Source organism: Bordetella sp. MIP270_01_BMS, from assembly GCF_054958705.1.
This window is the reverse complement of sequence record NZ_CM143297.1, coordinates 2,904,033-2,930,380: the sequence shown is the minus strand read 5'-3', so window position 1 is coordinate 2,930,380 and position 26,348 is coordinate 2,904,033. Positions and strand designations below refer to the sequence as shown.

Sequence of the window (26,348 nt, the reverse complement as noted above, 5' to 3'; positions counted from 1 at the left end):
TCAACCGGCGAAGCCCCCTGCGTCGAGGAACGCCTGCTCATCGGCCGTGGAATCGCGGCCCAGCTGCTGGTTGCGATGGGGAAACCGTCCGAAGCGCTCAATGATTTGCAGGTGCTCTTCCGCGTGGAACAACCACGGCGAACCCAGGGGCTGGTTCAGTTCCACGGCCTGGCGCTGGTCTTGCAGATTCTCGGAATGCGATAAAGGCAAATAGCAGAAGACCCGCATGCCTGCCTCGATCTCAGCGTCGAAACCCGCCTGGATCATGTGTCGCGCGAAATACAGCGCAAGTGGATCTGTCGCGTACATGTGCGCAGTTCCGCGAAACGCATTGCGCGGAAATTGGTCCAGCAGTATCAGCAGCGCGAGTGCGCCGGCGGGACTGGTGGACCAATGGTCGAGCTGCCGTTTGGCGGCGCTCATGTGCAGCGCAAGGAAGCGCTCGCTGAAGGCGCGGTCAAAGGCATCGTCTTTGCGAAACCAGCGCTCGGGACCGGCGGAGCGCCAGAAGTCGACGACGTCGTTCGTATCTGCGGGATGGTCAGCCACGGTTGCGCTTTCCTGAAGTTGCGGATGACAACCAGCATAGCGAAGCTCGCGCAAAAGAACCAGGCGACGGAACGTGCGGCGGACTACAGTGCTTGCGGTTCAACGGCTCGCGGGGAAAGCGACTGCGCCAGGCATGGGACCTGGCTCAGCAATCCAAAGAAGCATCCGCGACCGGCGCGACGAGCACGTTCACCATGTCGTTGTCATGGAAGGGCGCAAGCTGGGCCGGGGTGGCACCGGCATCGGTGATGAGGGTCCATGGGCGATGCATCGGTGTCCAGGCGGGTTGTCCGGAAAAGCCCAGTTTCATGGCATCTGCCAGTACGAACACCGTCTGGGCACGCGCCATCATTTTCTCTTTGAGCCACGCCTGGTCGGCACTCGCTTCACACAGTCCGAACTCAGCCACGATGCCGTCGGCACCCAGGAAAACCTTGTCTGCCTTGATGCGCGCCAAGGCAAGATCGGCCAGCGGCCCGACCGTGCCCATGCTGAGCTTGCGCACTTCGCCGCCCAGCATGGTGACGCGAATGTCGTCGTCGCGGGCCAGGATGGCAAGCACCTCGATGTTGCTGGTGATGACGTGCAGGTCGCTGCGGCCCCGCAACATCCGCGCGAGCGCTGCCGTCGTGGTGCCCGCGTCCAGCAGCAGCGTGTCCCCTTCGTGGATTTGCTGCAGCGCCAGCGCAGCAATGGCTTCTTTCTGGGGGCGCTGGATGTACATGCGTTCGTTCAGCGTGTGCTCGCGCCTGTCGTGATGAACGAATGCCGCTCCGCCATAGGTGCGAACGAGCCGCCCTTCGGCCGCCAGCTGATTCAAATCGCGCGCACGGTTGAAATCGATACCGACAGGCGGCTGCCAAGCTCTGCGACATCGGCGATACCTTCGTGCACCAGGTGCATGATGCGCTGCTGACGTTCGCGGGATTTATGGGACGACATGAGGGCCTCGTCGGTTCGGAAGGGGGCGCAGCGACCACCGCGGCAGGCGGACTAACGCGATTCTTCCAGAATTTTGCCCACTGCATGATTGTTTCGATCAAACATTGTGTCCAACCGGCTGGATTCGCAGGATGATTTGACCGAAACGGGCACAATTTCGTTGACATGCAAAATGTGAGCGTGCGACGATGGCCAAAATTTCAGGGCGGCAAGACATAGCCAGCCCACCAGGAGACAAACATGAAAATTCAAGCCCGGGTGCTTGCGCTTTGCGCCGCCGCCATGATGGTGTCCAGCCTGCCGGCCACTGCCGCGCCGCAGGCCGACTGGAAGTTCTATACCTACTTCGCCGCCAACGACAAACCCACCCTGCTGCACAAGGCCTACGCCGAAGATGTGACGCAGGCCAGCCAGGGTCGCCTGCGCATCCAGGTATATGCGTCGGGGGAACTGCCCTACAAGGCGTCGGACGTGCTGCGGGCCGTGGCGCGCAACCAGGTGCAGATGGGTGACGTGGCCTTTGGATTTGTGGCGGGCGATGTGCCGCAGCTCAATGCCTTGTCTATGCCTTTCTCGTGCACTTCCATCGAGAAGTTCTACGACAACGCTGCGCCGGCCATGGAAAAGGATATCAACGACGTACTGGGCAGCAAATTCAAGACCCGCTCGATCATGCAATGGGTGATGCCGCCTCAGCAATTGTGGCTGGTGAAACCCATACAGGGCATCGATGAATTGAAAGGGCTCAAGGTGCGCGCCTGGAACCGTGAGCAAGTCGACATGATGGCGGCGCTGGGCGGTGCCGGTGTGACCGTGACACCATCGGAAGTGATCCCTTCGCTGCAACGCGGTGTGGTCGACGGGGCTTTCACGGCGGCGGTTCCCGCACTGGACTGGAAGTTCCACGAAGTGACAAAGATGGGCTACATGCTCAATCTGACCTTGGCACACCAGGCCATGGTGGTTAACCAGAAAGCGCTGGATGAGCTGCCGGCCGACCTGCAGAAGCTGTTGATCGACAAGGCGGCGGAATGGGCCCCGAAGTATCGGGCCGCCATGATCGAAGCCGACCGCGACGCGCGCCGGCAGTTGCAGGAAAAGGGCATGACCCTCTTGGACGTCAGCCCCGCCGACATGGACAAATTGCGTGCGGCCACCAAGCCCATCGGTGAGGCATGGGCATCCAAGAACGGTGACCTGGCGGGCAAGATGCTGGCGGGTGCCGTCGATGCCTGCCACTGACCCGCAGATTGCTGCGGGCAAGTCGATGCTGGACCGTCTGGGCCGCGCGCTCGATGCATTGGGCCGCGCCGCGCTGTCGGTGTCGGCCTGCATGCTGCTGGTCATGATGATCTTGATGTGCGTCGAGATTGCGACGCGCCTGTTCTTCAAGACATCCATCCAGATTTCAGAAGAGTACAGCGGCTACCTGTTCACCTGGGCGACGATGGGCGGCTTTCTGTACGCGCAGCGGTCGGACCGCTTTCTGCGCGTGGACGCCCTGCGCAACATGCTGCCGCCCAAGCTGCGGGCCGCCATCGACGGGCTGGCTGCGATGGCAGGCGCCATACTTGCACTGATCTTGCTGGAAGCCACCTTCGACACGTTCTACAGCAGTGTGCTGTTTGAAACGACTTCGATGCAGTATTCGGAAACGCCGCTGTACCTGCCTCAGGTGGTGATGCCTGTCGGATTCGCCCTGCTGGCGCTGGCGTTTCTGCATACGGCGTTCGTTCAATGGCGAGCCGCCTGCGGGCGCGGCCCCCTGCCCGTGGCGATCACGGCTGCCAATGATTCTGCACAGGCGGTACAGGAATGAGCTGGCAACTGACGCTGAGCATCTACGGCGTGATGCTGCTGGCGACCCTGGTGGGGGGTGTCGGTATCGGAATCAGTATCGGACTGGTCGGTATTGTGGGCATTACCCTGGTGGCCGGCACCGACCTGTGGCTGTCGCTCGGTGACATCGTCTGGAACACCACCAATAACTTTACGCTGGTGTCCATACCGTTGTTCGTGCTGATGGGCGAGATCATCCTGCGCAGCGGTATTGCGAGCCGGTTCTATTCGGGAGTCGCCGTGTTGCTGCGCTGGCTGCCCGGCGGGCTGGCGCAGACCAACATCATTGGCTGCGCGATCTTCTCGGCCATTGCTGGCTCATCTGTGGCAACGGCCATGACGGTGGGCGCCGTGGCGGTGCCCGAAATGCGCAAGCGCGGCTATGCCGACAGCCTGACATTGGGCACGTTGACCGGCGGCGGTTGCCTGGGCATTCTCATTCCGCCTTCCATCCCTTTGATCGTCTATGCGTCGATGACACAGGTGTCGTTGCTGGACCTGTTCATGGCCGGCGTGATACCGGGACTGTTGCTGGCCGGCATCTTCATGGTGTATGTGGCCATACGAGTGGCAATCAACCCGGCGCTGGCGCCGCGCGACCATGTCAGGCCGTCGGCGGGGCAAGTGGCCGACGCGGCGCGCGACGCTCTACCGGTGGTGGGTCTGATTGCGGCAGTCATCGGCAGCATGTACTTCGGCATCGTCACGCCTACCGAAGCCGCGGCGTTGGGGTGTCTGTTTGCACTGTTGCTGGCCGCCGCCTATCGGGTATTGACGCGAGCGCGCCTGATGCAGGCCTTGGTGAATGCGGCAATAACCAGCGGCGTCGTGATGTTCATCACGATCAACGCGCAGATCCTGAACTTCGCCATCGTGACCTCGGGCCTCGGTCAGGGGTTGGCCAACGGCATGGTCGATATGGGCCTGTCGCCGTTCACTTTCTTCCTGCTGTTGCTGGCCGTTTACCTGGTGGTAGGGATGTTCATCGATGGCTTGTCCATCATGCTGCTCACGGTGCCCATCCTGTATTCCTCGTTCATGGCCATGGGGTTCGACGGCGTGTGGACGGGCATCATTATTGTGGTGTTCATCGAGCTGGGCGCCCTGACTCCCCCCATGGGCCTGAACCTGTTTGCCGTGCAATCCATTGCGAGCGATACGCGCATGGGCACGGTGGCGCGTGCATCAATGCCCTACGCATTGATCGTCGTAGCCTTCGCGTTCTTGCTGTATGCACTTCCGGGCATCGCCCTGTGGCTGCCCTCGGTCATGAAAGGAGTCTGATAAGTGTTCTTCGCCGCCCCGCCCGTCATTCCCACCCGGGTCTTTGCGCGCCTGCCCGATCACCTGCGCAAACAGGGCAAGAATTCCGAATGGCATCGGGGGCAGCCCGGCAAGCTGCCCGAACATTCATTGCTGGAGGGGCCGGCGTTCGATCGTGACGGTACGTTGTGGTGCGTGGACATTCCGTACGGCCGCATCTTCAAGGTGTCGCCCGATGGCGAATTCAGCCTGGCGCTGGAATACGACGGCGAGCCCAACGGCGTGGCCATTCACCAGGACGGGCGCCTGTTCATCGCAGATTACGCGCACGGCATCATGGTGTACGACCCGCGTACGGGTGAAATCCGCCCGCACCTTACACGGGTTCGGCTGGAACGCCTGAAGGCCGTCAACGACCTGGTGTTCGCGCCCAATGGCGACCTGTACTTTACCGACCAGGGCCTGACCGGACTGCACGATCCCACCGGCCGGGTGTTCCGCATGCGCGCAGACGGCCATGTGGACTGCCTGTTGGACAACATCCCCAGCCCCAATGGCATTGCGCTGGACCCGAGCGGCACGGTGTTGTTCGTGGCGGTGACCCGGGCCAATGCCGTGTGGCGCGTACCGCTGATGCCCGACGGCACAATCGCCAAGGTGGCCAACTACATTCAGTTGTCGGGCGGCTTCGGCCCCGACGGCCTGGCGGCAGATAGCTCAGGCGGCCTGGCCGTGGCCCATATCGGGCTGGGCGTGGTGTGGCTGTTCGATCATCGCGGCCTGCCGGTGGGCCAGGTGCACTCCAGCTTGGGCGATCACACCACGAATGTGGCTTTCGGCGGCCCCGACGGCAAAACCTTGTTCATTACGGAATCGGAAAGCGGGCACATACTGCAGGCCGATGTACCCGTGGCAGGCCTGGGGCTGTATTCGGGCGTGTAGGCAGCAACGGCCTGGCCGGCGCTACTTCCCGATACAGAAGCTGGAAAAGATCTCGCCCAGCAGATCGTCGCTGGTGAACTTGCCGGTGATACTGGTCAGGCTTTCATGCGCCAGGCGGAGCTCTTCGGCGAACAGATCCAGCACGCGGTCGTCCTGCGCGGCGTGTTCGGTGGCGGTGGCCAGGTGATCGGCGGCCCGTTGCAAGGCCTGCAGATGGCGTTCGCGCGCCAGCCAGGGCGATTCGGCGCCGGGGTTCCAGCCGGCCAGGCCCAGCAGGCGCGTGCGCAGTTCATCCAGCCCCGCGCCCTGTCGGGCTGAAATGCCCAGGGCGCCGGCCGCGGGCTGGAATGGCTGGTCCAGAAGATCCACTTTATTGAAGACGGTCAGCACCGGGGTGCGAGCGGGCAGGCGCGCGACGATCTGCGTGTCGAGCGCGTCGGCCGGTTGTGTCGCGTCCTGCAGATGCAGAATCACGTCGGCGCGCTCGATTTCCTGCCAGGTGCGCGCAATGCCGATGCTCTCTACCGTATCGTCGGTATCGCGCAGTCCCGCCGTGTCGACAATGTGCAGCGGCACGCCATCGATGTGGATTTCCTGCACGACCTTGTCGCGCGTGGTGCCGGCAATGGGTGTGACGATGGCGATATCGTCGCCCGCCAGTGCGTTCAGCAAGCTGGATTTGCCCACATTGGGTTTGCCGGCCAGCACCACGTGCAGGCCTTCGCGCAAGATGACGCCCTGGCGCGCCTGGGCGATCATTGTGTCGAGGTCCTCGGCGAGGGCCTGCAAGGTCGGGCGAGCCTGGTATTTCTCGAGAAAATCGATCTCTTCCTCGGGGAAATCCAGCGTGGCCTCGACCAGCATGCGCAGATGCACGATGCGATCCGACAAGGCGTTGACCCTGCCTGAGAATTCGCCCGACAGCGACGCCATGGCGCCGCGCGCGGCCGCGATAGATGACGCATCAATAAGATCGGCTACCGCTTCGGCCTGGGCAAGGTCCATGCGGTCGTTCAGGAACGCCCGCCGCGTGAATTCGCCCGGCTCGGCCAGGCGCAGGCCCAGGTCGGCGCCGGCCTGCAGGCAGCGTTCGAGTATGCGGCGCATAACGGCGGGGCCGCCATGGCCCTGCAATTCGAGCACGTCTTCGCCGGTGTAGGACTGGGGCGCCCGGAAATACAGCGCTATGCCTTCGTCCAGGTGTTCTCCGGTGTCGGCCGTGAACGGCAGGTAATGCGCGTGGCGCGGAGTCAGGTCGCGGCCGAAGAGCCGCCGCGCCAGGATGGTGAGATCGGGGCCGGACACCCTGACGACACCGATGCCGCCGCGGCCCGGGGCGGTGGCGATGGCGGCGATGGGAGCATGCGTGGGCAGGGCCATATATCAGCAGATTCCAGACAGATCACGAAGGGCAATAAGGGAATATAACTGTTGCGTGCCTGCGCGTTTGCTGGTTAAGTTGTGCGGCAGTCCAACCCGCGGAACCGACTTGGAGAGAGCACGATGGCGTCTCGATGGCTACGTTTACTGGCAGGTGGGGCATTGACCCTTTCCATGGCGCTGGGCGCGGCGGTGCCGGCTGCGGCGCGCGATCTGGTGGTGGCATTGAAGACCGAGCCCAGCTCGCTCGACCCGCAATATCACGCCCTGACGCCCAACACGCAGATCTCGCATACGTTGTTCGACCCGCTGGTGCGCGCCGACTCCAAGCTGCAGCCGCAACCCGCGCTTGCCGAATCCTGGACTGTGGACGGCAATGTCTGGACGTTCAAGCTGCGGCCCAACGTTAAGTTCTCGGACGGCAGCCCGTTCACCGCGGAAGATGTAGTGTTTACCTACGACCGCGTGCCCAAGGTACCCAACAGCCCGTCGCCCTTCACACTGTACCTGGGCTCGGTGGCCAAGGCCGAAGCCGTAGACCCGCTGACACTGCGCATCACCACCAAGGCGCCTGCGCCGCTGCTGCTGATCAACTTGGCGCAATTGCCCATCTTGTCGAAGCAGGCCGCTTCAGGCCCCGCGGCCGAAGGCAAGACCACGACGCAGCTCAATAGCGGCGACGGCCTGGTCGGCACCGGCCCCTATAAGTTCGTGTCCTGGAAGCGCGGCGCCGAACTGGTGTTCGAGCGCAATGAACATTACTGGGGTGAGAAGCCCGAATGGGACAAGGTGATCTATCGCCCCATGTCGAATGCGGCCGGTCGCGTGGCCGCCCTGTTGGCCGGCGATGTGGACATGATCGAGGACCCCCCCACCGACGACTTGCCGAACCTGAAGAAGAACAAGGGCCTGTACGTCGAAGAAACGCCTTCGGTGCGGGTGATGTACGTGGCGATGGACCAGCACGCCGAGCCCACGCCCGGTATTCCGCTGGACAAGAACCCATTGAAAGACAAGCGCGTGCGCGAGGCTCTCTCGCTGGCCCTCAATCGCGATGCCATCGTCGACCGCGTCATGGGCGGCGTGGCCAAGGCCGCCGGCAATGCGTTGCCCTATCCCATGTTCGGCTCGTCCAAAGAACACGCCGAAGCGCCCAAGGCCGATGTGGAAAAGGCCAAGGCGCTGCTGAAGGAAGCGGGCTATCCCGATGGCTTCGCCATTACGCTGGGCGCCCCGTCAGGCCGCTACGTGAACGATTCGAAGATCGCCCAGGCCGTGGCGTCGATGTGGTCGCGCATCGGCGTGAAGACCAGCGTCGAGGCGCTGGCGCCGTCGGTGTTCTTCAAGAAGCGCGACAGCTACGAATTCAGCGCGTACATGGCCGGCTGGTCCGCCACGAGCGGCGAAATGTCGAACCCGCTGACCTCGCTGCTGATGACGCGCAACCCGGAGGCGGGCGAAGGCACCACGAACCGTGGCCGCTATTCCAACCCCGAGATGGACAAGCTGGTGCGCGAAGCCGCGTCCACCATGGATGACGACAAGCGCGCCAAGCTGCTGCAGCAGGCCAGCAATCTGGCCATGGACGACTACGCCATGCTGCCGCTGCATTTCGAGCTGTCGGTATGGGCCATGAAGAACGACATCCGCTACCAGGGGCGCCCCGACCAGACCACGCTGGTGCAATACGCGACGCTGAACAAGTAAGGCCGAGGTAGCGGCAACGTGCTGGCCACCATTATCCGCAGGCTGCTTCAGACGCTGGTCGTATTGCTGGTGATGTCCGCGCTGGTATTCGTGGGCATCTATCTGGTCGGCGACCCCGTCTCGATGATGGCCAGCCCCGAGGCCACCGATGCCCAGCGCGACGCGATCCGCGCCTCGCTGGGCCTGGACAAGCCCCTGCTGATGCAGTATCTGGTGTTCCTGGGCCAGGCGGTGCAGGGCAACTTCGGCAACAGTTTCCTGACCGGCGAACCCGCCATGCGCCTGATACTCGAGCGCATGCCGGCCACGCTGGAACTGGCCACGGTGGCCATGCTGATGTCGGTGCTTATTGGTGTGCCGCTGGGCATATTGGCCGGCCTGCGTCCCACGGCGGTGGGCTCGCGCGCCATCATGACGGGTTCGGTGCTGGGCTTTTCGCTGCCGAACTTCTGGGTCGGGCTGATGCTGATCATGCTGTTCGCCGTGATGCTGGGCTGGCTGCCCGCCAGCGGACGCGGCGCGACGGTGCCGGTGTTCGGCATACCGCTGAGCGTGCTGACGCTGAGCGGCTGGGCCAGCCTGATTCTGCCCGCAAGCACCATTGCGTTGGCCAAGTGCGCGATGATTGTGCGTGTGACGCGTGCCGCCACGCGCGAATCGCTGCCCATGGATTACATCAAGTTCGCGCGAGCCAAGGGCCTGTCCGAAAAGCGCGTGCTCGGCGTGCATCTGCTGAAGAACATCCTGATTCCCATTGTGACGGTGGCGGGCCTGGAATTCGGCCAGGTCATGGCCTTTGCGGTCGTGACCGAGACGGTGTTTTCCTGGCCCGGCATGGGCAAGTTGCTGATCGATTCCATCATCAACCTGGATCGCCCCGTGGTGGTGGCCTACCTGATGTTGATCGTGTTCTTCCTGGTGATGTTGAACCTGATCGTGGACATTATCTACACCGTGCTGGACCCGCGGGTACGCCTGGAACGACGCGCATGACCCCACCTCTGACCCCTGCCGCCGACGTACCCGCTGCCGCGCCAGTTGAAACGCCGCTGCGCCGCTTCATTGTGGATTTCTGCGCCAGCAAGCTGGCGCTGCTGGGCCTGGCGCTGCTGCTGTTGACCTTGGGCGCAGCGCTGTTCGCCCCGTGGATCGCGCCGCAGAATCCTTTCGACATCGGGTCGCTCGATATTCTGGATTCGAAACTGCCGCCCGGCAGCACCAGCAGCGACGGCAGCATGACGTACTGGCTGGGCACCGATGGCCAGGCGCGCGATGTGTTTTCCGCCATTCTGTATGGCATGCGCACCAGCCTGATGGTGGGCGCGATCTCGGTGCTGGCGGCTTTCATCATCGGCGCCACGGTAGGCCTCATCGCGGCGTATTTCGGCGGGCGTGTCGACGCCTTGCTGATGCGCCTGGTCGATATCCAGCTGTCTTTCCCGGCCATCCTGGTGGCGCTGATTCTCCTGGCCATCCTGGGCAAGGGGGTCGACAAGGTCATCATCGCGCTCGTGGTCGTGCAGTGGGCCTATTTTGCGCGCGCGGCGCGTGGCGCCGCCCTGGTCGAGCGCGGGCGCGAGTATGTCGAGGCCGCACGTTGCATGTCGCTGGGCTGGGGGCGTGTGCTGTTTCGTCACGTACTGCCGAACTGCATGCCCCCCCTGATCGTGATCGCCACCATCGATCTGGCGCACGCCATCGCACTCGAGGCCACACTGTCTTTCCTGGGAGTAGGGGTTCCGGTCACCGAACCGTCGCTGGGCATGCTGATCTCGAACGGTTTCGAATACCTGTTGTCGGGCCTGTACTGGATTTCGTTCTTTCCGGGCATAGCGTTGGCCGTTGCCATCGTGGGCATCAACCTGGTGGGTGACCATCTGCGCGACGTGCTCAACCCCCGCAACGCGATGTAAGCGGTTCGCCACCATGACTAGCCCTGTTCCCGCTCCTGTGCCGCCTACCCTAGAAGTACGTGGCCTGAAAACACACTTCTACACCCGCGCGGGCGTGGTCAAGGCGGTTGACGGCGTGGATCTGTCGGTCGGCGCGGGCGAGATCCTGGGGCTGGTCGGGGAATCGGGGTCGGGAAAAAGCATTACCGGTTTTTCGCTGCTGGGCCTGGTCGACGCGCCGGGCCGCGTGGTGGATGGCGAGATACGCCTGAATGGCGAGGACCTGCGTGCCGCCACGCCCCGGCGCTGGCGCGAACTGCGAGGCCGCGATATCGCGATGATCTTCCAGGATCCGATGATGACGCTGAACCCCGTGTTGCGCGTCGATACTCAGATGATGGAAACCGTGCAGGCGCACCGCAAAGTCAGCCGTGCCGAAGCGCATGCAAGATCGCTCGAGGTGCTGACCAAAGTGGGCATACCGTCGCCGCAGGAGCGGCTGCGCGCGTATCCGCACCAGCTCTCGGGCGGCATGCGGCAGCGCGTGGCGATCGCGATTGCGCTGCTCAATTCGCCGCGGCTGATCATCGCAGACGAGCCGACCACGGCGCTGGACGTGACCATACAAGGGCAGATCCTGTACGAGATGCAGAAGCTGTGCCGTGAAACCGGCACCGGCCTGATCTGGATCACCCACGACCTGGCTGTCGTGGCGGGGCTGGCCGACCGCGTGGCGGTGATGTATGCGGGGCGCGTGGTCGAAACCGGCACGACCGCCGACGTCATAAGCAGGCCGCTGCATCCGTACACCCATGGGTTGATCGCATCGATTCCCACGCCGCAGACGCGCGGGCAGCCGCTGGCGCCCATACCCGGCATGACCCCGTCGCTGCTGAATCTGCCGCGCGGCTGCGCGTTTCGCGAGCGCTGCACGCGGGCCACCGAGGCCTGTCTGCAAGCGCCGGAAGCGGTCGAATACCGGCCCGGGCATAGTGCCCGTTGCTGGCATGCAGGAGAACCGTAGTGCAGACCCCCGCGCCCATCGCGCCATCCGAGGCGACTTCGCCGCTGCCGGCGGGCTCACCCATTCTTTCGTTGCGTCAGGTCGAGCAGCATTTCGTGCAGCCGGTCGACCTGGCTGGCCGCATTGCCAATTTGTTCGGCGCAGGGCTGAAGACCCTGGTGGTACAGGCCGTGGCCGGCGTCGACCTGGATGTGCGCGCCGGCGAGGTCATCGGCATTGTGGGCGAATCGGGCTGCGGCAAATCCACGCTGGGGCGCATGGTGTCGGGCATTCTGCGCCCGACCGGCGGCCAGATCCTGTACCACGACAAGCCTGTGTCGCAGATGCCAGGCAACGAGCGGCGTGCGTACGAGCTGGACGTGCAGATGATTTTCCAGGATCCGTATGCCTCGCTGAACCCACGCATGCGTGTGCAGGAGATCATCGGTGAAGCGCCCGTGGCGCACGGCCTGATCCGGTCGGGCGACAAGGCAGCCTATGTGGCCGGGCTGATGCGCCAGGTGGGGCTGGATGCCGCCTATGCTCAGCGCTATCCGCACCAATTCTCGGGCGGGCAGCGGCAACGCATAGGCATTGCGCGCGCGCTGGCGCTCAAGCCGTCGGTGATCGTGTGCGACGAAGCCGTCGCGGCGCTGGATGTGTCCATCCAGGCCCAGGTGCTGAACCTGTTCACGCAGTTGCGGCGCGATCTCGACCTGACCTACCTGTTCATCAGTCACAACCTGAGCGTGGTCAGCCACATTTCAGACCGTGTGGCCATCATGTACCTGGGGCGCATCATCGAGCTGGCGCCCACCGACGCGGTTTTTTCACGCGCCAACCACCCGTACACGCAGGCGCTGCTGAAAGAGCTGCCCGATCTGCGGCCCGGGCGGCGCGATTATCGGCCCATCAAGGGCGAACTGCCCTCGCCGCTGGCGCCGCCGCCCGGGTGCCCGTTCCACCCGCGCTGCCCGCATGCGATGCCGCGCTGCTCGGTTGAACGCCCTCTGTTGCGCGATATAGCGCCGGGGCATGCAAGCGCCTGTCATCTGAATGACGAACCGGTTGGGGCGCCGGGCGCGCCGCACGGCTGACGCGCGCGGTGGCGGCCGCGGCCCCGGTTGGCGCGGCAGCGGCTTGCACGAGGCGGGCGGCGCTGCCGGGTGCCGGCACCCTTGCTTCATGCTGCCGGTATGCTAAAAAAGCCCTGTATATAGACCTTTCCGTAGATGCGACGCCATGAAAACCCTAGACGAAATCGAACGTGCCCATGCCGAACTGACCAGTCTGCGACGCGATATCCATGCGCATCCCGAACTGGCTTTCCAGGAAACCCGTACCTCTGCGCTGGTGGCCGAACGGCTGCGCAGTCTGGGCATCGAGGTACACACCGGCCTGGGCAAGACGGGGGTGGTGGGCGTGTTGAAGTCGGGCACCGGTGGCAAGACCATCGGCGTGCGTGCCGACATGGACGCGCTGCCCATGCCCGAACACAACCGGTTCGCGCACAAATCCACGATCGAAGGCCGCATGCATGGCTGCGGGCATGATGGTCACACGACGATCTTGCTGGGCGCGGCCGAGTACCTGGCCAGGCACCGCAACTTCAACGGTACGGTCGTCTTCATTTTCCAGCCGGCCGAAGAAGGCGGCAACGCCGGTGCGCGCGCCATGATGCAGGATGGCCTGTTCGATAAATTTCCGTGCGATGCCGTCTTCGGGCTGCACAACATGCCGGGTATGCCGGTGAACCAGTTCGGGTTCCGCAGCGGGCCCGCCATGGCGTCGAGCAATCGCTGGGACATCACGATACGCGGCGTGGGCGGTCATGCGGCTCAGCCGCATCGCTCGGTCGATCCCATTGTCATTGCGGCCGACATGGTGCACGCGCTGCAGACCCTGATCTCGCGCAGCAAAGACCCGCTCGAGTCCGCTGTGCTGACCATTACGCAGATTCACGCGGGGGACGCGTATAACGTCATCCCCGGCGAGGCCGTCCTGCGTGGAACGGTACGCACCTACACGGTCGACGTGCTCGACCAGATCGAAGCCGGCATGCGCCGCATCGCCACCACGCTGCCGCAGGTGTATGGCGCAACGGGCGAACTCGACTTCGTGCGGGCGTACCCCCCGCTGGTGAACTGGGAAAAGGAAACTGCCTTCGCCGCTGAAGTTGCGCGCGAAACGTTTGGCGACGAACACGTGAATTGCGATATTCCGGCGTTCATGGGCGCCGAAGATTTTTCGTTCTATCTCGAGAAAGTGCCCGGCTGCTACCTGTTCCTGGGCAACGGCGATGGCGATCACCGTATTGCCAGCTACCATGGGATGGGACCTTGCCAACTGCACAATCCCAACTACGACTTCAACGACGCGTTGCTGCCGGTTGGCGCGACGTATTGGGTCAAGCTGGTCGAGAAGTTCCTGGCGGCCGGCTGACCCGGGCCGCCGGCGGACGCCTGCAGCGCGCGGCTTGCGCCCTATATGACGCCAGGCTCTGATTAAACGCCGAGAACTTCGTTTGCCGTCGCCGCGCGCCTTTGCATAATGGATCACTCTGAAACCCGGAGTGATCCATGTCTGCCAGCAATGCGCTGCGTCTCGCCGACCTGGCGAGCGAGCTTTCCCAGGATTTCGAAATCCGTCCTTTGCCCGGCGGCACAGGCGCGGAAATAATCGGCATTGACCTGGGCAGCCCGCTGTGTGACAGGGATTTCGCCCGTGTGCACCGGGCCCACCTGGACCACCACGTGGTGGTCTTCCGCGACCAGCGCATTACGCCCCAGCAGCATATCGACTTCAGCCGCCGCTTCGGCAAGCTGATGATCCATGTGCTGCATCAGTTTCACTTGCCGGGACACCCCGAGATCCTGGTCGTGTCCAACATTGTCGACCAGGGCAAGCCGGTGGGGCTGGGCGACGCAGGCAAGTATTGGCATTCGGATATTTCATACAAGCCGCTTCCCAGCCTGGGATCGCTGCTGCACGCGCAGGAACTGCCGGCCGAAGGCGGCGACACGCTGTTCGCCGACATGCACAAGGCGTACAACACCTTGCCGGGCCACTTGCGCAGCGCCATCGACGGCCGCCGAGCCGTGCACTCGTATCTGGCCAAGTACGGGCAATTGCAAAAAGAAGGAAACTGGCGCCCGACCCTGAGTGCCGAACAGTTGGCGCAGGTTCAGGAAGTGACTCATCCGGTGGTGCGCACGCATCCGGAAACCGGGCGCAAGGCGCTGTTCGTGAGCGAGGGCTTCACCACGCGCATAGAAGGCCTGCCCGAAGACGAAAGCCGTCAGGTGCTGGACGAACTCTTCGCCCACAGTGTCCGCCCGGAACACATATACCGCCATGTGTGGCGCGACCACGACCTGGTGTTCTGGGACAACCGCTCGTTGATACACCTGGCCGCGGGCTGCCCGCCCCACCTGCGCCGCAAGCTGTACCGAACCACGATCGAAGGCGACCTGCCTTACTGAACCGGATTCAAGAATGGATCATTTACCTGCATCCCGGCCCAGTCTGGGTCGACTTCTGGGCGCCTCGTTGCTGGCGCTGGTCATTGCCCTGCTGGCGCTGTCGTCTCCCACGCCTGCGCTGGCTGAAGGCCGCCTGCGCGTCGCCGAGCAATACGGCATCGTCTACCTGCTGCTGAACGTTGCGCGCGACCAGCAGCTGATAGAGAAACACGGCAAGGCCGCCGGTGTGGATATCGATGTGGAATGGGTCAAACTGTCGGGCGGCCCGGCGGTGAATGACGCGTTGCTGTCGGGCGGCGTGGATATCGCCGCGGCGGGAGTGGGACCTCTGCTCACCATCTGGGATCGCACACGAGGGCGCCAGAACGTAAAGGGGGTAGCCTCGCTGGGCAATTTTCCGTACTACCTGGTCAGCAACAATCCGGCAGTGACGTCCATCGCCGACTTCACTGAGAAAGATCGCATTGCGCTGCCTGCCGTCGGTGTCTCGGTGCAGGCGCGAGTGCTGCAGTTGGCGGCCGCGCGGCAATGGGGCGATGCGCACTATGCCAAGCTGGATTCGATCTCGGTGGCCATGCCGCATCCGGACGCAACTGCCGCGATTATCTCGGGCGGCACCGAGATCACCGCGCATTTTGCCAATCCTCCCTTCCAGGACCAGGAACTCGCGCAGAACCCGCAGGCGCGCATCGTGTTGAACTCGTACGACGTGCTGGGCGGGCCCAGCGCCGCGACGGTGTTGTTCGCCACCGAGAAGTTCCGCAACGAAAATCCCAAGACCTATGGCGCGTTCCTGGCGGCCCTGCAGGAAGCGGCCGGATTCGTCACCGCTAATCCGGAACAGGCCGCCGACATCTACCTGCGCGTCACGGGCGCCAGGCTCGATCGCGACTTCCTGGTCAAGGTGATCACCAACCCCGACGTGTCTTTCACCCTGCAGCCGAACAACACGCTGGTGCTGGCCCGCTTCATGGGGCAGATCGGGGCCATCAAAAATACGCCTGAGAGCTGGCGCGATTATTTCTTCGAAGACCCTGCCATCGGGCAAGGCAGTTGATATGCAGACATCACAGCCGCTGCTTCAGGTACGCGACCTGACGCTGGAATACAAGACGCCCCAGCGGCGGGTGCGCGCCACGCACGAAGTGAGTTTCGACGTGCATCGCGGTGACCGCTATGTCCTGCTGGGGGCGTCGGGCTGCGGCAAGTCGACGCTGTTGAAGGCCATCGCCGGCTTCGTGCCGCCGGCCGCCGGGCAGATCCTGCTCGAGGGTCAGGCTGTCACCGGGCCCGGGCCGGACCGTATCGTGGTGTTCCAGGAATTCGATCAGCTTCCTCCCTGGAAAACGGTCCTTGATAACGTGGCCTTTCCGCTGGTGGCTTCCCGCAGGCTGGGTCGCGCCGAGGCACGGGATCGGGCCCTGCATTACCTGGACAAGGTCGGTCTTTCGGCATTTGCCGATGCGTATCCACATACCTTGTCGGGCGGGATGAAGCAGCGTGTAGCCATTGCACGGGCCCTTGCGATGCAACCGCGCGTGCTGTTGATGGACGAGCCCTTCGCCGCGCTCGACGCGCTGACCCGCCGCAAAATGCAGGAAGAACTGCAGGCGCTGTGGGAAGAGGCGCGCTTCACCTTGCTGTTTGTCACGCACTCTATTGAAGAGGCGCTGGTCCTGGGAAATCGCATTCTGCTGCTCTCGCCGCATCCGGGCCGGGTGCGTGCCGAATTGGACGCACAGCCGTTCGACCTGCTCAGCCAGGGTTCCGCCGCATTCCAATCCGCGACGCGCCGCATTCATGACCTGCTGTTCGACGCGCCCGCATCCCGGCCGCTGCAGAAGGCCGCCTGAACCTGGAAAGCATCGATGGCTTCAAACAATGGCGCCGTGCTGCGTCCCGAAATCGAATACCTGCTGCCGCCGCTGCCTGAGATGACGGCGCAAGCGCCACTGCCGTGGCATGAAAAGCTGCGCCAGCAGGCGGCCGTGCGCAAGACCCTGATTCTGCTGGCATTGGCTTTGGCATGGGAAGCCGCGGCGCGTTATACCGACAACGATTTGCTGCTGCCCGGTGCATGGCAGACAGCGCAGGCTTTCGTCCAGGGCTTGCTTGACGGCGAGCTGCCGGCGCGCGCATGGCAATCGCTGACCGTACTGCTGAAAGGGTACGCTGCGGGTATTGCACTGGCGTTTGCGTTGACCACGCTGGCCGTGTCCACGCGCGTGGGCCGCGATGTGCTGTCGACCCTCACGGCGATGTTCAACCCGCTGCCTGCCATTGCATTGTTGCCCCTGGCTCTGCTGTGGTTCGGCCTGGGCGAGGGCAGCCTGGTTTTCGTATTGATCCACTCCGTGCTGTGGGCGTTGGCATTGAACATCTATTCGGGCTTTCTCGCGGTGCCCGAAACCCTGCGCATGGCAGGCCGCAACTACGGCTTGAAAGGGCCGCGCTATGTACTTGCGATTCTGGTGCCGGCCGCATTGCCGGCCATTGTGGCCGGGTTGCGCATCGGGTGGGCTTTCGCTTGGCGCACGCTGATCGCGGCCGAACTTGTTTTTGGCGCGTCCAGCGGCAAGGGGGGCCTGGGCTGGTACATTTTCCAGAACCGCAACGAGCTCTACACCGACCGCGTATTTGCCGGACTGGCGGCCGTGGTGATCATCGGCCTGGTGGTAGAGAATGTGGTATTCAATACGCTGGAGCGCCTCACGGTGCGGCGTTGGGGCATGCAGCGGTAACCCGCGCCCTCATCTTCTGCCGGCCGCGCGCAGCACCATATCGGCGCCCTTTTCCCCGATCATGATGCTGGCCGCGTTGGTGTTGGTCGATACCATCGTGGGCATCACCGAAGCATCGATGACGCGCAGGGCCGAGATGCCGCGAACGCGCAGTTCCGGGTCTACCACCGACGATTCGTCCTGCCCCATCTTGCACGAGCCGCTGGCGTGAAATACCGTTCCGCCATGGTGGCGGGCGAATGATTCCAGCTCGGTGTCGCCGGTGACGACGTTGCCCGGCATGTACTCTTCCGCCGTGATCAAATCGCGAAATGAAGGCTGGCGGAATATGTCGCGCAGTATCTTCAGGCCGTCGACCAGTACGCGCGCGTCGTGCGGGTCGGTAAGATAGTTCGTGACGATGGCGGGCGGCTGTAGCGGATCAGACGACCGTATCCGCACATGCCCGCGCGACAGCGGCCGGCACTGAGTAGCCGACGCCGAGAAGCCGGAAAACCGGTGCAGCGGGTCGCCGGGCTTGTCTACCGAAAGCGGCATGACATTGAACAGCAAATCGGGACGCCCGCCCTCGGCGTACTGACTGCACACCATGCCCCCCATCTGCCCTGCACCCACCGTCAGCGGACCGGACCGCGCAAAGAGCCATCGTGCGCCCATCGAGGCCATCCCCGCCAGGCTGCGCGACTGATCGTTGAGCGACATTTTTTTTCGCAGCTTGACGATGACGCGTGCCTGGTAATGGTCTTGCAGGTTTTCACCCACCCCGGGCAAGTCTGCGGCGACGTCGATGCCATGCTGTTTCAGCAGCGATGCCGGACCGATTCCCGACAACTGCAGCAGTTGTGGCGATTGCAACGCGCCCGCGGCCAGCAGTACTTCTGTCTCGGCACGTGCCGATTCCAGTGTGCCGTCACGCAGCCATTCGACACCAGTGGCCCGCCCCTGCCGCACGAGTATGCGTGTGACATGGGCGTTGGTCAGCACGGTCAGGTTGGGCCGCGCCATCACGGGCATCAGGAAAGCCGACGCGGCGTCGCAGCGCCAGTGGCCGCGCAGCGTCAGTTGATATGAGCCCAGGCCTTCGGTTCGTGCACCGTTGAAATCCGGGTTCCTGCCGAATCCGGCTTCGGCGCCGGCTTGCAGCCATGCGTGGCAGTAGGGATGGTTATTGCGCAATTCGGATACGCACAATTCGCCCGAGGCGCCGTGGAATTCACTGGCGCCGCCTTCGTAACGCTCGGATCGCTTGAAGAACGGCAGCACCTGCCGGTAGCCCCAGCCCTCGGCGCCCCGCCGTTGCCAGTCATCGAAGTCGGCGTGCTGGCCGCGGATGTACAGCAAGCCATTGATGGCGCTGGATCCGCCCAGTATGCGCCCGCGCGGCCAGACGATGCTGCGATTGCCGGTGGCTTCCTGGGGCTCGGTCGGAAATTGCCACGAGAAGCGGGGGTCGTAGATCGTACGGAAATACCCGATGGGCAGGCGCAGCCAGAAGTTGCTGCTTTTACCGCCCGCCTCGATCAACAGGACGCGGCATCGCGGATCGGCACTCAGGCGGTTGGCCAGCACGCAGCCGGCCGACCCCGCGCCCACGATGATGTAGTCGTAGCCGCCCGGCCGCTTGGCGCGGCTCATGGCGTGAGCACCGGCAGGCCCAGAGCCAGGGGCTGGCATGCCTCGGGACGGAAGTCGTTATCGCGCATCATGTTCATCGTCAGCGGGGGCTGTCTCGGTTCGATGTCGGGATCGTGAAACCGACGTTCCTCGGCGCCGGAGTAGCGTCGGCTGGCGCCGGGAGCTGCAATGCTTCGGGCGGAGCGCTGCATGCCTTGTCTCCTGTGTGCTGGTGTACAGGGAGGCCCTGTTCCGGCGACTTGTTGTCGCGAGAGGGCATAGCGACTCGCTACACCTCTCAAGGTTCTATAAACCATACGACCGCCCCATCCCGGTTGTCAAGGTAGCCGCCGTCTTTGCAGGCCGAAAATAGCAAAACGCCCCGCGGCGGTGCCGAGAGGCGCTCGAAAGCGGAATGCGCGGCGGGCTACGCGAGACCCAGGGCCGCCGCGACCCCGGCTGCGTAGGCGGGATCCGCCCGCCGGAAGTGCTCAAGCTGGCGTCGCTGGATGGTTTCGGGCACACCAGCCATGTGCCGGCCAATGTTGTCGAACAGGGCCTGCTGCTGGTCCGGTGTCATCAGGCGGAACAGGGCCCCCGGCTGCGAGTAGTAGTCGTCATCAACGCGGTGGTTCCAGCGGTCGGCCGCCTGTCCATCCAGCGGCAACGGGGGCTCGGCGGCGGCCGGATCCTCACGCCACATGCCGGCACTGTTCGGCTCGTAATTCAACATCGCGCCCTGATTGCCGTCCACCCGGCCGGCCCCGTCCCGGTGAAAGCTGTGGAACGGGCAGCGTGGCGCATTGACCGGGATCTGATGGTGGTTGATGCCCAGGCGGTACCGATGGGCATCGCCGTATGAAAAGAGCCGGCCTTGCAGCATCTTGTCGGGCGAGAAGCCGATGCCGGGCACGACGTTGGCGGGCGTGAACGCGGCCTGTTCGACCTCGGCGTAGTAATTCTGCGGGTTGCGGTTCAGCTCGATCACGCCCACATCGATCAACGGATAGTCGCCATGCGGCCATACCTTGGTCAGGTCGAACGGATTGATGGGGTAAGTGGCGGCGTCTGCCTCGGGCATGACCTGCACTTTCAGGGCCCAACGGGGGAATTCCCCCCTGTCGATGTGTTCGTACAGATCGCGCTGGGCGCTCTCGCGGTCTTGCCCCACCACTTCGGCGGCTTGCGCGTCGGTGTAATTGGCGATGCCCTGCAGGGACTTGAAATGAAACTTCACGTAGAACCGCTCGCCCTTCGCATTGATGAAGCTGTAGGTATGCGAGCCGAAGCCGTGCTGCTGACGGTAATTGCGCGGCAGGCCGCGATCGCTCATGACGATGGTGACCTGATGCAGCGATTCCGGATTGAGTGACCAGAAATCCCAGGCTTCCTAAAACGTGGGGTGCCCTGCGAGCGAAGGCGACCGGCATTTTAGTAAAAACTATTAAAATATAGAAATTGATTTAATTTTGCTTTGAGAGAAGCAAAAACTAAGCCCTCTTGCGAGGGCTTGAGTCGTAAAGCCGCCGAGGCGGCGTCGGCGGCCGCCCCGGTGCCATATACGTCAGCGATTGGCCGCCGCGGCGGTCTTGCGCTCGAGACTGCGCGTAATAGACCATTGCTGCGCGATGGACAGCGTATTGTTCACGCACCAGTACAGCACCAGCCCGGCCGGGAAGAAGAACATCATCCCGCCGAACACCAGCGGCATGATCATCATGACCTTGGCCTGGATAGGATCGGGCGGCGTGGGGTTCAGCCTGATCTGCAGGAACATGGTGGCCATCATGACCGCGGGCAGGATGAAGTAGGGATCGCGCACCGACAGGTCTTGCACCCACAGGATCCACGGCGCGCCGCGCATCTCGACGCTGGCCAGCAGCACCCAGTACAGCGCGATGAACACCGGAATCTGTACCAACATGGGCAGGCAGCCACCCAGCGGGTTGATCTTTTCTGTGCGATACATCTCCATCATGGCCTGGTTGAGTTTCTGGCGGTCGTCGCCGTACTTCTCTTTCAGGGCCTGCAGGCGGGGCGCCACTTGCTTCATGCGGGCCATCGAGCGGTAGCTGGCGGCGGCCAGGGGGAAGAACACCGCCTTGATGATCACCGTCAGGGCCACGATGGCCCAGCCCCAGTTGCCCAGCAGGCCGTGCAGCCAGGTCAGCAGCGAGAACAGCGGCTTGGCGATGATGGTGAGCCAGCCATAGTCGACCACGAGCTCCAGCCCCGGGGCCAGCGCGGCCATGGCTTGCTGGTCCTGGGGGCCTACCCACAAGTGGGAATCCACGCGTGCGGTGTCGCCGGGCTGGACGGCGCCGACGGCCTCGATGCTGCGCGCGGCGTACAGATTGGGTTGCACCTGCAGCAGTTCGTTGGTGCGCGGTTTGCCTTGCGGAGGCACCCACGCGCTGGCGAAGTAGTGCTGCACCACGGCAATCCAGCCGTTGTCGGCCTGCCTGACGTAGTCGCCCTTGCCTTTGGCGATATCAGAGAACGTGACCTTCTGGAACTTCTCTTGCTCGGAGTAAACCGCGATACCCGTGAAAGTGTGATAGAAGCTCGAGGTGTCGGCGGGGTCGTTGCCGTCGCGTTCGAGCTGCAGGTAAAGCGACGGCGACAGCGGCGCTTCAGTGGTGTTGGTCAGCGAATGCTGGACGTCGATGTCATAGCGGCCGCGATGCAAGGTGTAGGTCTTGGTGACCTTCAGGCCGCCCGAGTCGGCCTCGAACACCACCTGCAACTGGTCGCCCGTCAGCTGGCGTTCGGCGGAAACCAGGCGGAACGGCGTCAGATGGGTAGGAAAGCTCTGGCCGCTGGGCGCGCCCACCAGACCGGACTGCACCACGTAGGTGAGTTCGGGGGAGCGGTCGAGCAGCACCGTGGGCTTGTTCGGCTGGCCCGCGGTGGGATACTTGAGCAGTTCGGCGCGCACCAGCTGCGCCCCGGAGCTGTCGAACGTCAGGCGCAGGACATCGGTGGTGACGACCACCTGCTCGGCCTGGGCCGCGGCAGGCGCTGCGGTCGCGCCCGGTACCGCGCTGGTGGCGGCGGCAGCCGGCGCGGAAGGCACCGATGGCGTGGCGGCCTGCCCGTTCGCGGCGGTTTGCCCGGTGGACGACTCAGGGCTGGTGGCCGCGGGCGGAGCCCCGAACAACGACGGTTTGCCGTGCTGGATTTGCCAGTTGTTCCACAGGAGCAACAGCGAGAAAGAGAAGATCATCCAGAGGATGGTTCGTCGGATATCCATGATGCCTACGGTAAGTATGCGGGCCGCCGGAAAACGGAACGGCAAACCCGCGAGTTTAGCGTCAATTGGGACCGGTGCGGCGCCGATGCGCGTCGCACGGGGGCGATTCGGGGTGCCGTGCGGCCGGAACCGGGTCGTGGCCCCCAGGCGTCCAGGGGTGGCAGCGGCCGATGCGGCGCGCCGCCATCCAGGCCCCCCGCCAGGGCCCGTGCTGCTCGATGGCTTCGATGGCATACGCCGAGCAGGAGGGGGTGAACCGGCACTGACGGCCCAGCCACGGGCTCAGGAAGAACCGGTAGAACCGGATCGGGGCGATGAGCAGAGCCTTCATCATGGCCGTGCCCGCGCGAAGTGAGCATCTACTTCTGCCCGCGCCTGCCGCTTCAGCACCGTCAGCGTCGCGGCCGGCGGCCGGCTGTGCAGACGCACCACGAAATCGCGGGGCGGCAATTGCAGCCGGCAATGGCGGAAGGCCTCACGGATGACGCGCTTCAGGGCATTGCGCGTGCTGGCATGCGCGGCGTACCGCTTGGCAATGACCAGGCCCAGGCGAGCCTGGGCTGCCTGCCCAGGGGGCAGACTGTTGGGCGCGGAGCTGAGAATGAAGAAAGCCCCTCGGGCCAGCCTACGCCCTTTCAGGGCGGCGGCAAACTCGGAGGGGCGATGCAGCCGCGCCTCGGGAGGAAGCGTGGCGCGCGGCATGAACGACCGGTGCGGCGATACGCGACTGGCGGAAAGACCGGATGCCGGCCTTAGACGGCCAGGCGCTTGCGGCCCTTGGCACGGCGGGCGTTCAGTACGGCACGGCCGCCACGGGTTTTCATGCGCACGCGAAAGCCGTGGGTACGCTTGCGGCGGGTAACGGAAGGTTGGTAGGTGCGTTTCATGGACGATCCACAAAAAGAACAACGTCAGAAGGGACCTGCCCGACGGGTTCCTGTCCAGCCTGGGGCTGGCGCATAGGGCGGCGGGGGCGACCCCGGCGCACGTAAAGGAACCTTCTGACAGACAGAATTCGGAAAAGCCCATCATTTCAGCAAGTTTTCTCTGCCTTGTCAAACAGTTACGCCGGGCGGACAGTAAGCCGGGGCCGGCGGCCTGTGGATAACCCACGCTCAGGCAAGGTAGAATCGAGGTTTGAACAAGAGCGACATGAAAGATTTCTGGCAGACCTGCGTCAGTCGTCTAGAGCAGGAACTCCCCCCCCAACAGATCAGCGCCTGGATACGGCCGCTGGTGCCGCTTGCGTACGACGAGACGCAGGCCGTATTGCGCGTTGCCGCGCCCAACCGCTTCAAGCTGGACTGGGTGCGCAAGAACTTCTCCCACCAGATAGAGGCCTTGGCCGCCGAATGGTTCCAGCGCCCGGTTCAGGTGTCGTTCGAACTGCCCGCGGGCAGCACGGCCCCGCGCATGCCCGCAGCGCCGCGCGCGCCGGCACCGCCCGTGGCGGGCGCGCCCGTTTCCGCCGCCGCCCCGGTTGCGTCCCCGGCGCAGGCACCGGCACCCGCCTCGACGGCGGGCGTTGCGGCCGCCATGCAGGCCGATGCGGCCGGCGTGGTGTACGAACGATCCCGCCTCAATACCGACCTGACCTTCGAGAATTTCGTTACCGGCAAGGCCAACCAGCTGGCGCGCGCGGCGGCGCTGCAGGTGGCCGAGAATCCCGGCATCTCGTACAACCCGTTGTTCCTGTATGGGGGCGTCGGGCTGGGCAAGACCCACCTCATTCACGCCATCGGCAATGCCATGGTGGCGGCGGGCACCGGGGTGCGGGTGCGCTACGTGCATGCTGACCAGTACGTGTCTGACGTGGTCAAGGCTTACCAGCGCAAGGCGTTCGACGACTTCAAGCGCTATTACCACTCGCTCGACCTGCTGCTGATCGACGACATCCAGTTCTTTTCGGGCAAAAGCCGCACGCAGGAAGAATTCTTCTATGCGTTCGAAGCCATGGTGGCGCAGCGCAAGCAGATCATCATCACCAGCGACACCTACCCCAAAGAGCTGGCGGGCATCGACAGCCGCCTGATCTCGCGCTTCGATTCCGGCTTGACCGTCGCCATCGAGCCGCCGGAACTCGAAATGCGCGTGGCCATCCTGTTGCGCAAGGCCGAGTCCGAAGGCGTGCCCATGCCCGAAGAAGTGGCCTTCTTCATCGCCAAGCACCTGCGCAGCAACGTGCGCGAACTCGAAGGGGCGCTGCGCAAGGTGCTGGCCTATGCACGCTTCCACGGTCGCGACGTGCTGTCGGTCGACGTATGCAAGGAAGCCCTGAAAGACCTGCTGTCGGTGTCCAACGGCCAGATCACGGTCGAGAACATCCAGAAAACGGTGGCTGATTTCTACAAGATCAAGGTCGCCGACATGTATTCGAAACGGCGGCCCGCCAATATTGCCTTGCCGCGCCAGGTTGCCATGTACCTGGCCAAGGAGCTCACCCAGAAAAGCCTGCCGGAAATCGGCGATCTGTTCGGTGGTCGTGATCACACCACCGTGCTGCATGCCGTACGCAAGATTTCCGACGCCCGCGCCAAGCAGGCCGAACTGAACCATACCCTGCACGTGTTGGAACAAACTCTAAAAGGATGAACATGCAACTCGTACAAACCACACGCGATGCATTGCTGAAACCGCTGTCGACGGTGGCGGGAATTGTCGAAAGACGCCATACCCTCCCCATCCTGGCGAACATCCTCATGCGCAAGGAAGGCAACAAGGTCGCCTTCATTGCGACCGACCTCGAAGTTCAGATCACCACGCACGCCGATTTCGGCGTAGGGCAAGACAACGAATCCACCACGGTAGCCGCGCGCAAGCTGCTCGACATCCTTAAGGCACTGCCCGACACGGGTGAGGTCAAGCTGGGCCTGGCCAACAACAAGCTGTCGGTGCAGTCGGCAAAAAGCCGGTTTGCCCTGCAGACGCTTGCGGCCAGCGAATTTCCCACCGTGGCGCAGCCCGAACAATGGGACGTTTCCCTGACGCTGCCGCAGCGCACCCTGCGCCATCTGCTCAACATGGTGCACTTCGCCATGGCGCAGCAAGACATCCGCTATTACCTGAACGGCATGCTGCTGGTATTCGAAGCCGGCCATGTGCGCGCGGTCGCCACCGATGGCCATCGCCTCGCCCATTGCGCTACCGAAGCCGAAGGCATCGCGCAGCGCCACGAAGTCATCGTGCCGCGCAAGACAGTGCTCGAAATGCAACGTCTGCTTGAAGATTCCGACGAGCCCGTCTCCATCGACGTGGCGCCGGGCCAGATCCGTTTCCGTTTCGGTGACGTCGAGCTGGTGTCCAAGCTGGTCGAAGGCAAGTTCCCCGATTTCACGCGTGTGATTCCCACCAATTACACGCGGCAGTTCGTCATCAGCCGTGAGGCCCTGCAAGGCAGCCTGCAGCGCGCGGCCATTCTCACTACCGATAAATTCAAGGGCGTGCGCCTGCAGCTGGCGCAGAACCAGATGAAGATTTCGTCTTCCAACGCCGAACAGGAAGAGGCGCAGGAAGAGCTCGATATCGACTACGGCCACGAAGCGCTCGACGTGGGCTTCAACGTCAGCTACCTGCTCGACGTGCTGTCCAACGTCAAGGCCGAGAACATCCAATGGTCGGTCATGCCCGATGCAAACGCCTCGGCGCTGATCACCCTGCCCGACGACGACCAGTTCAAGTACGTCGTCATGCCCATGCGGATCTGATCCGCCTACATGGGTTTATGCCGCGCCGGGCACCCGC

26 protein-coding genes and 1 pseudogene are annotated in these 26,348 nt (G+C 63.7%); 16 read left to right on the top strand and 11 right to left on the bottom strand.

From position 1 onward, the window contains the following. The 3 genes from ACV17W_RS13685 to ACV17W_RS13675 form a co-directional block, all read right to left on the bottom strand. Window positions 1-549, bottom strand: a complete 549-nt coding sequence (locus tag ACV17W_RS13685) for a DUF924 family protein (protein WP_462592896.1) — start codon at window positions 547-549, stop codon at window positions 1-3. Window positions 550-694: 145 nt separating this feature from the next. After that, window positions 695-1,369, bottom strand: coding sequence for a DeoR/GlpR family DNA-binding transcription regulator (locus ACV17W_RS13680; protein WP_462592895.1), 675 nt, complete (start codon window positions 1,367-1,369; stop codon window positions 695-697). Next, a complete protein-coding gene (locus ACV17W_RS13675) occupies window positions 1,366-1,491 on the bottom strand; it encodes a hypothetical protein (RefSeq protein WP_462592894.1) in 126 nt (41 codons plus the stop codon). Before ACV17W_RS13675 ends, ACV17W_RS13680 begins: the two co-directional genes overlap by 4 nt. 240 nt (window positions 1,492-1,731) lie before the next feature. Here ACV17W_RS13675 and ACV17W_RS13670 point away from each other — a divergent pair, with 240 nt between their 5' ends. The 4 genes from ACV17W_RS13670 to ACV17W_RS13655 are packed head-to-tail and all read left to right on the top strand — an operon-like array spanning window position 1,732 to window position 5,535. Continuing rightward, window positions 1,732-2,733: a TRAP transporter substrate-binding protein gene (locus tag ACV17W_RS13670; RefSeq protein WP_462592893.1), complete on the top strand. Its 1,002-nt coding sequence runs from the start codon at window positions 1,732-1,734 to the stop codon at window positions 2,731-2,733. After that, the gene (locus ACV17W_RS13665) at window positions 2,720-3,310 is read left to right on the top strand and encodes a TRAP transporter small permease (RefSeq protein ID WP_462592891.1); all 591 of its coding nucleotides are present in this window, start codon (window positions 2,720-2,722) and stop codon (window positions 3,308-3,310) included. The genes ACV17W_RS13670 and ACV17W_RS13665 overlap by 14 nt, the downstream gene beginning before the upstream one ends. Further along, a complete protein-coding gene (locus ACV17W_RS13660; protein WP_462592890.1) occupies window positions 3,307-4,614 on the top strand; it encodes a TRAP transporter large permease in 1,308 nt (435 codons plus the stop codon). The genes ACV17W_RS13665 and ACV17W_RS13660 overlap by 4 nt, the downstream gene beginning before the upstream one ends. A 3-nt stretch (window positions 4,615-4,617) precedes the next feature. Continuing rightward, on the top strand, window positions 4,618-5,535 hold the full coding sequence (locus ACV17W_RS13655; RefSeq protein ID WP_462592888.1) for an SMP-30/gluconolactonase/LRE family protein: 918 nt from the start codon (window positions 4,618-4,620) through the stop codon (window positions 5,533-5,535). Between the two features lie 21 nt (window positions 5,536-5,556). Here ACV17W_RS13655 and mnmE read toward each other — a convergent pair whose 3' ends face one another. Further along, window positions 5,557-6,909 carry a tRNA uridine-5-carboxymethylaminomethyl(34) synthesis GTPase MnmE gene (mnmE, locus tag ACV17W_RS13650; RefSeq protein WP_462596553.1) on the bottom strand — a complete coding sequence of 451 codons (1,353 nt, stop codon included), beginning with the start codon at window positions 6,907-6,909 and terminating at the stop codon, window positions 5,557-5,559. Between the two features lie 129 nt (window positions 6,910-7,038). Here mnmE and ACV17W_RS13645 point away from each other — a divergent pair, with 129 nt between their 5' ends. From ACV17W_RS13645 to ACV17W_RS13600, 10 genes are all read left to right on the top strand, one after another. Beyond that, the gene (locus ACV17W_RS13645; RefSeq protein ID WP_462592886.1) at window positions 7,039-8,622 is read left to right on the top strand and encodes an ABC transporter substrate-binding protein; all 1,584 of its coding nucleotides are present in this window, start codon (window positions 7,039-7,041) and stop codon (window positions 8,620-8,622) included. Window positions 8,623-8,640: 18 nt separating this feature from the next. Further along, entirely contained in the window at window positions 8,641-9,615 is a 975-nt protein-coding gene (locus ACV17W_RS13640) for an ABC transporter permease (protein ID WP_462592884.1), read from the top strand. Continuing rightward, the gene (locus ACV17W_RS13635) at window positions 9,612-10,535 is read left to right on the top strand and encodes an ABC transporter permease (RefSeq protein WP_462592882.1); all 924 of its coding nucleotides are present in this window, start codon (window positions 9,612-9,614) and stop codon (window positions 10,533-10,535) included. The genes ACV17W_RS13640 and ACV17W_RS13635 overlap by 4 nt, the downstream gene beginning before the upstream one ends. Window positions 10,536-10,548: 13 nt before the next feature. After that, entirely contained in the window at window positions 10,549-11,538 is a 990-nt protein-coding gene (locus tag ACV17W_RS13630) for an ABC transporter ATP-binding protein (protein ID WP_462592880.1), read from the top strand. Further along, entirely contained in the window at window positions 11,538-12,614 is a 1,077-nt protein-coding gene (locus tag ACV17W_RS13625; protein WP_462592878.1) for an ABC transporter ATP-binding protein, read from the top strand. The genes ACV17W_RS13630 and ACV17W_RS13625 overlap by 1 nt, the downstream gene beginning before the upstream one ends. A 145-nt stretch (window positions 12,615-12,759) precedes the next feature. Continuing rightward, on the top strand, window positions 12,760-13,959 hold the full coding sequence (locus ACV17W_RS13620) for a M20 aminoacylase family protein (protein WP_462592877.1): 1,200 nt from the start codon (window positions 12,760-12,762) through the stop codon (window positions 13,957-13,959). A 137-nt stretch (window positions 13,960-14,096) separates the two neighbouring features. Continuing rightward, on the top strand, window positions 14,097-14,999 hold the full coding sequence (locus ACV17W_RS13615; protein ID WP_462592875.1) for a TauD/TfdA dioxygenase family protein: 903 nt from the start codon (window positions 14,097-14,099) through the stop codon (window positions 14,997-14,999). A 13-nt stretch (window positions 15,000-15,012) separates the two neighbouring features. Further along, window positions 15,013-16,056 (top strand): ABC transporter substrate-binding protein, encoded by a 1,044-nt coding sequence (locus tag ACV17W_RS13610; protein WP_462592873.1) that lies wholly within the window; start codon window positions 15,013-15,015, stop codon window positions 16,054-16,056. A gap of 1 nt (window position 16,057) precedes the next feature. Continuing rightward, window positions 16,058-16,852, top strand: a complete 795-nt coding sequence (locus ACV17W_RS13605; RefSeq protein WP_462592872.1) for an ABC transporter ATP-binding protein — start codon at window positions 16,058-16,060, stop codon at window positions 16,850-16,852. A gap of 15 nt (window positions 16,853-16,867) precedes the next feature. Continuing rightward, on the top strand, window positions 16,868-17,740 hold the full coding sequence (locus ACV17W_RS13600) for an ABC transporter permease (protein WP_462592870.1): 873 nt from the start codon (window positions 16,868-16,870) through the stop codon (window positions 17,738-17,740). Window positions 17,741-17,749: 9 nt separating this feature from the next. Here ACV17W_RS13600 and ACV17W_RS13595 read toward each other — a convergent pair whose 3' ends face one another. The 7 genes and pseudogenes from ACV17W_RS13595 to rpmH form a co-directional block, all read right to left on the bottom strand. Then, window positions 17,750-19,375 carry a GMC family oxidoreductase gene (locus tag ACV17W_RS13595; RefSeq protein WP_462592869.1) on the bottom strand — a complete coding sequence of 542 codons (1,626 nt, stop codon included), beginning with the start codon at window positions 19,373-19,375 and terminating at the stop codon, window positions 17,750-17,752. Further along, window positions 19,372-19,566: a hypothetical protein gene (locus ACV17W_RS13590; RefSeq protein WP_462592867.1), complete on the bottom strand. Its 195-nt coding sequence runs from the start codon at window positions 19,564-19,566 to the stop codon at window positions 19,372-19,374. The genes ACV17W_RS13595 and ACV17W_RS13590 overlap by 4 nt, the downstream gene beginning before the upstream one ends. Before the next feature lie 215 nt (window positions 19,567-19,781). Beyond that, window positions 19,782-20,741, bottom strand: a pseudogene (locus tag ACV17W_RS13585) (catalase); the annotation flags it as partial. Window positions 20,742-20,918: 177 nt separating this feature from the next. Further along, on the bottom strand, window positions 20,919-22,607 hold the full coding sequence (gene yidC / locus ACV17W_RS13580) for a membrane protein insertase YidC (protein ID WP_462592866.1): 1,689 nt from the start codon (window positions 22,605-22,607) through the stop codon (window positions 20,919-20,921). Between the two features lie 61 nt (window positions 22,608-22,668). Then, window positions 22,669-22,941 (bottom strand): membrane protein insertion efficiency factor YidD, encoded by a 273-nt coding sequence (yidD, locus tag ACV17W_RS13575; RefSeq protein WP_462592865.1) that lies wholly within the window; start codon window positions 22,939-22,941, stop codon window positions 22,669-22,671. Beyond that, entirely contained in the window at window positions 22,938-23,309 is a 372-nt protein-coding gene (locus ACV17W_RS13570) for a ribonuclease P protein component (protein ID WP_462592863.1), read from the bottom strand. Before ACV17W_RS13570 ends, yidD begins: the two co-directional genes overlap by 4 nt. Before the next feature lie 50 nt (window positions 23,310-23,359). Beyond that, window positions 23,360-23,494, bottom strand: a complete 135-nt coding sequence (gene rpmH, locus ACV17W_RS13565; RefSeq protein ID WP_003800771.1) for a 50S ribosomal protein L34 — start codon at window positions 23,492-23,494, stop codon at window positions 23,360-23,362. A gap of 265 nt (window positions 23,495-23,759) precedes the next feature. Here rpmH and dnaA point away from each other — a divergent pair, with 265 nt between their 5' ends. After that, window positions 23,760-25,199 carry a chromosomal replication initiator protein DnaA gene (gene dnaA, locus ACV17W_RS13560; protein WP_462592860.1) on the top strand — a complete coding sequence of 480 codons (1,440 nt, stop codon included), beginning with the start codon at window positions 23,760-23,762 and terminating at the stop codon, window positions 25,197-25,199. 2 nt (window positions 25,200-25,201) lie between these two features. Further along, window positions 25,202-26,311, top strand: coding sequence for a DNA polymerase III subunit beta (gene dnaN, locus ACV17W_RS13555; RefSeq protein ID WP_462592859.1), 1,110 nt, complete (start codon window positions 25,202-25,204; stop codon window positions 26,309-26,311). The last annotated feature ends 37 nt before the right edge of the window (window positions 26,312-26,348 follow it).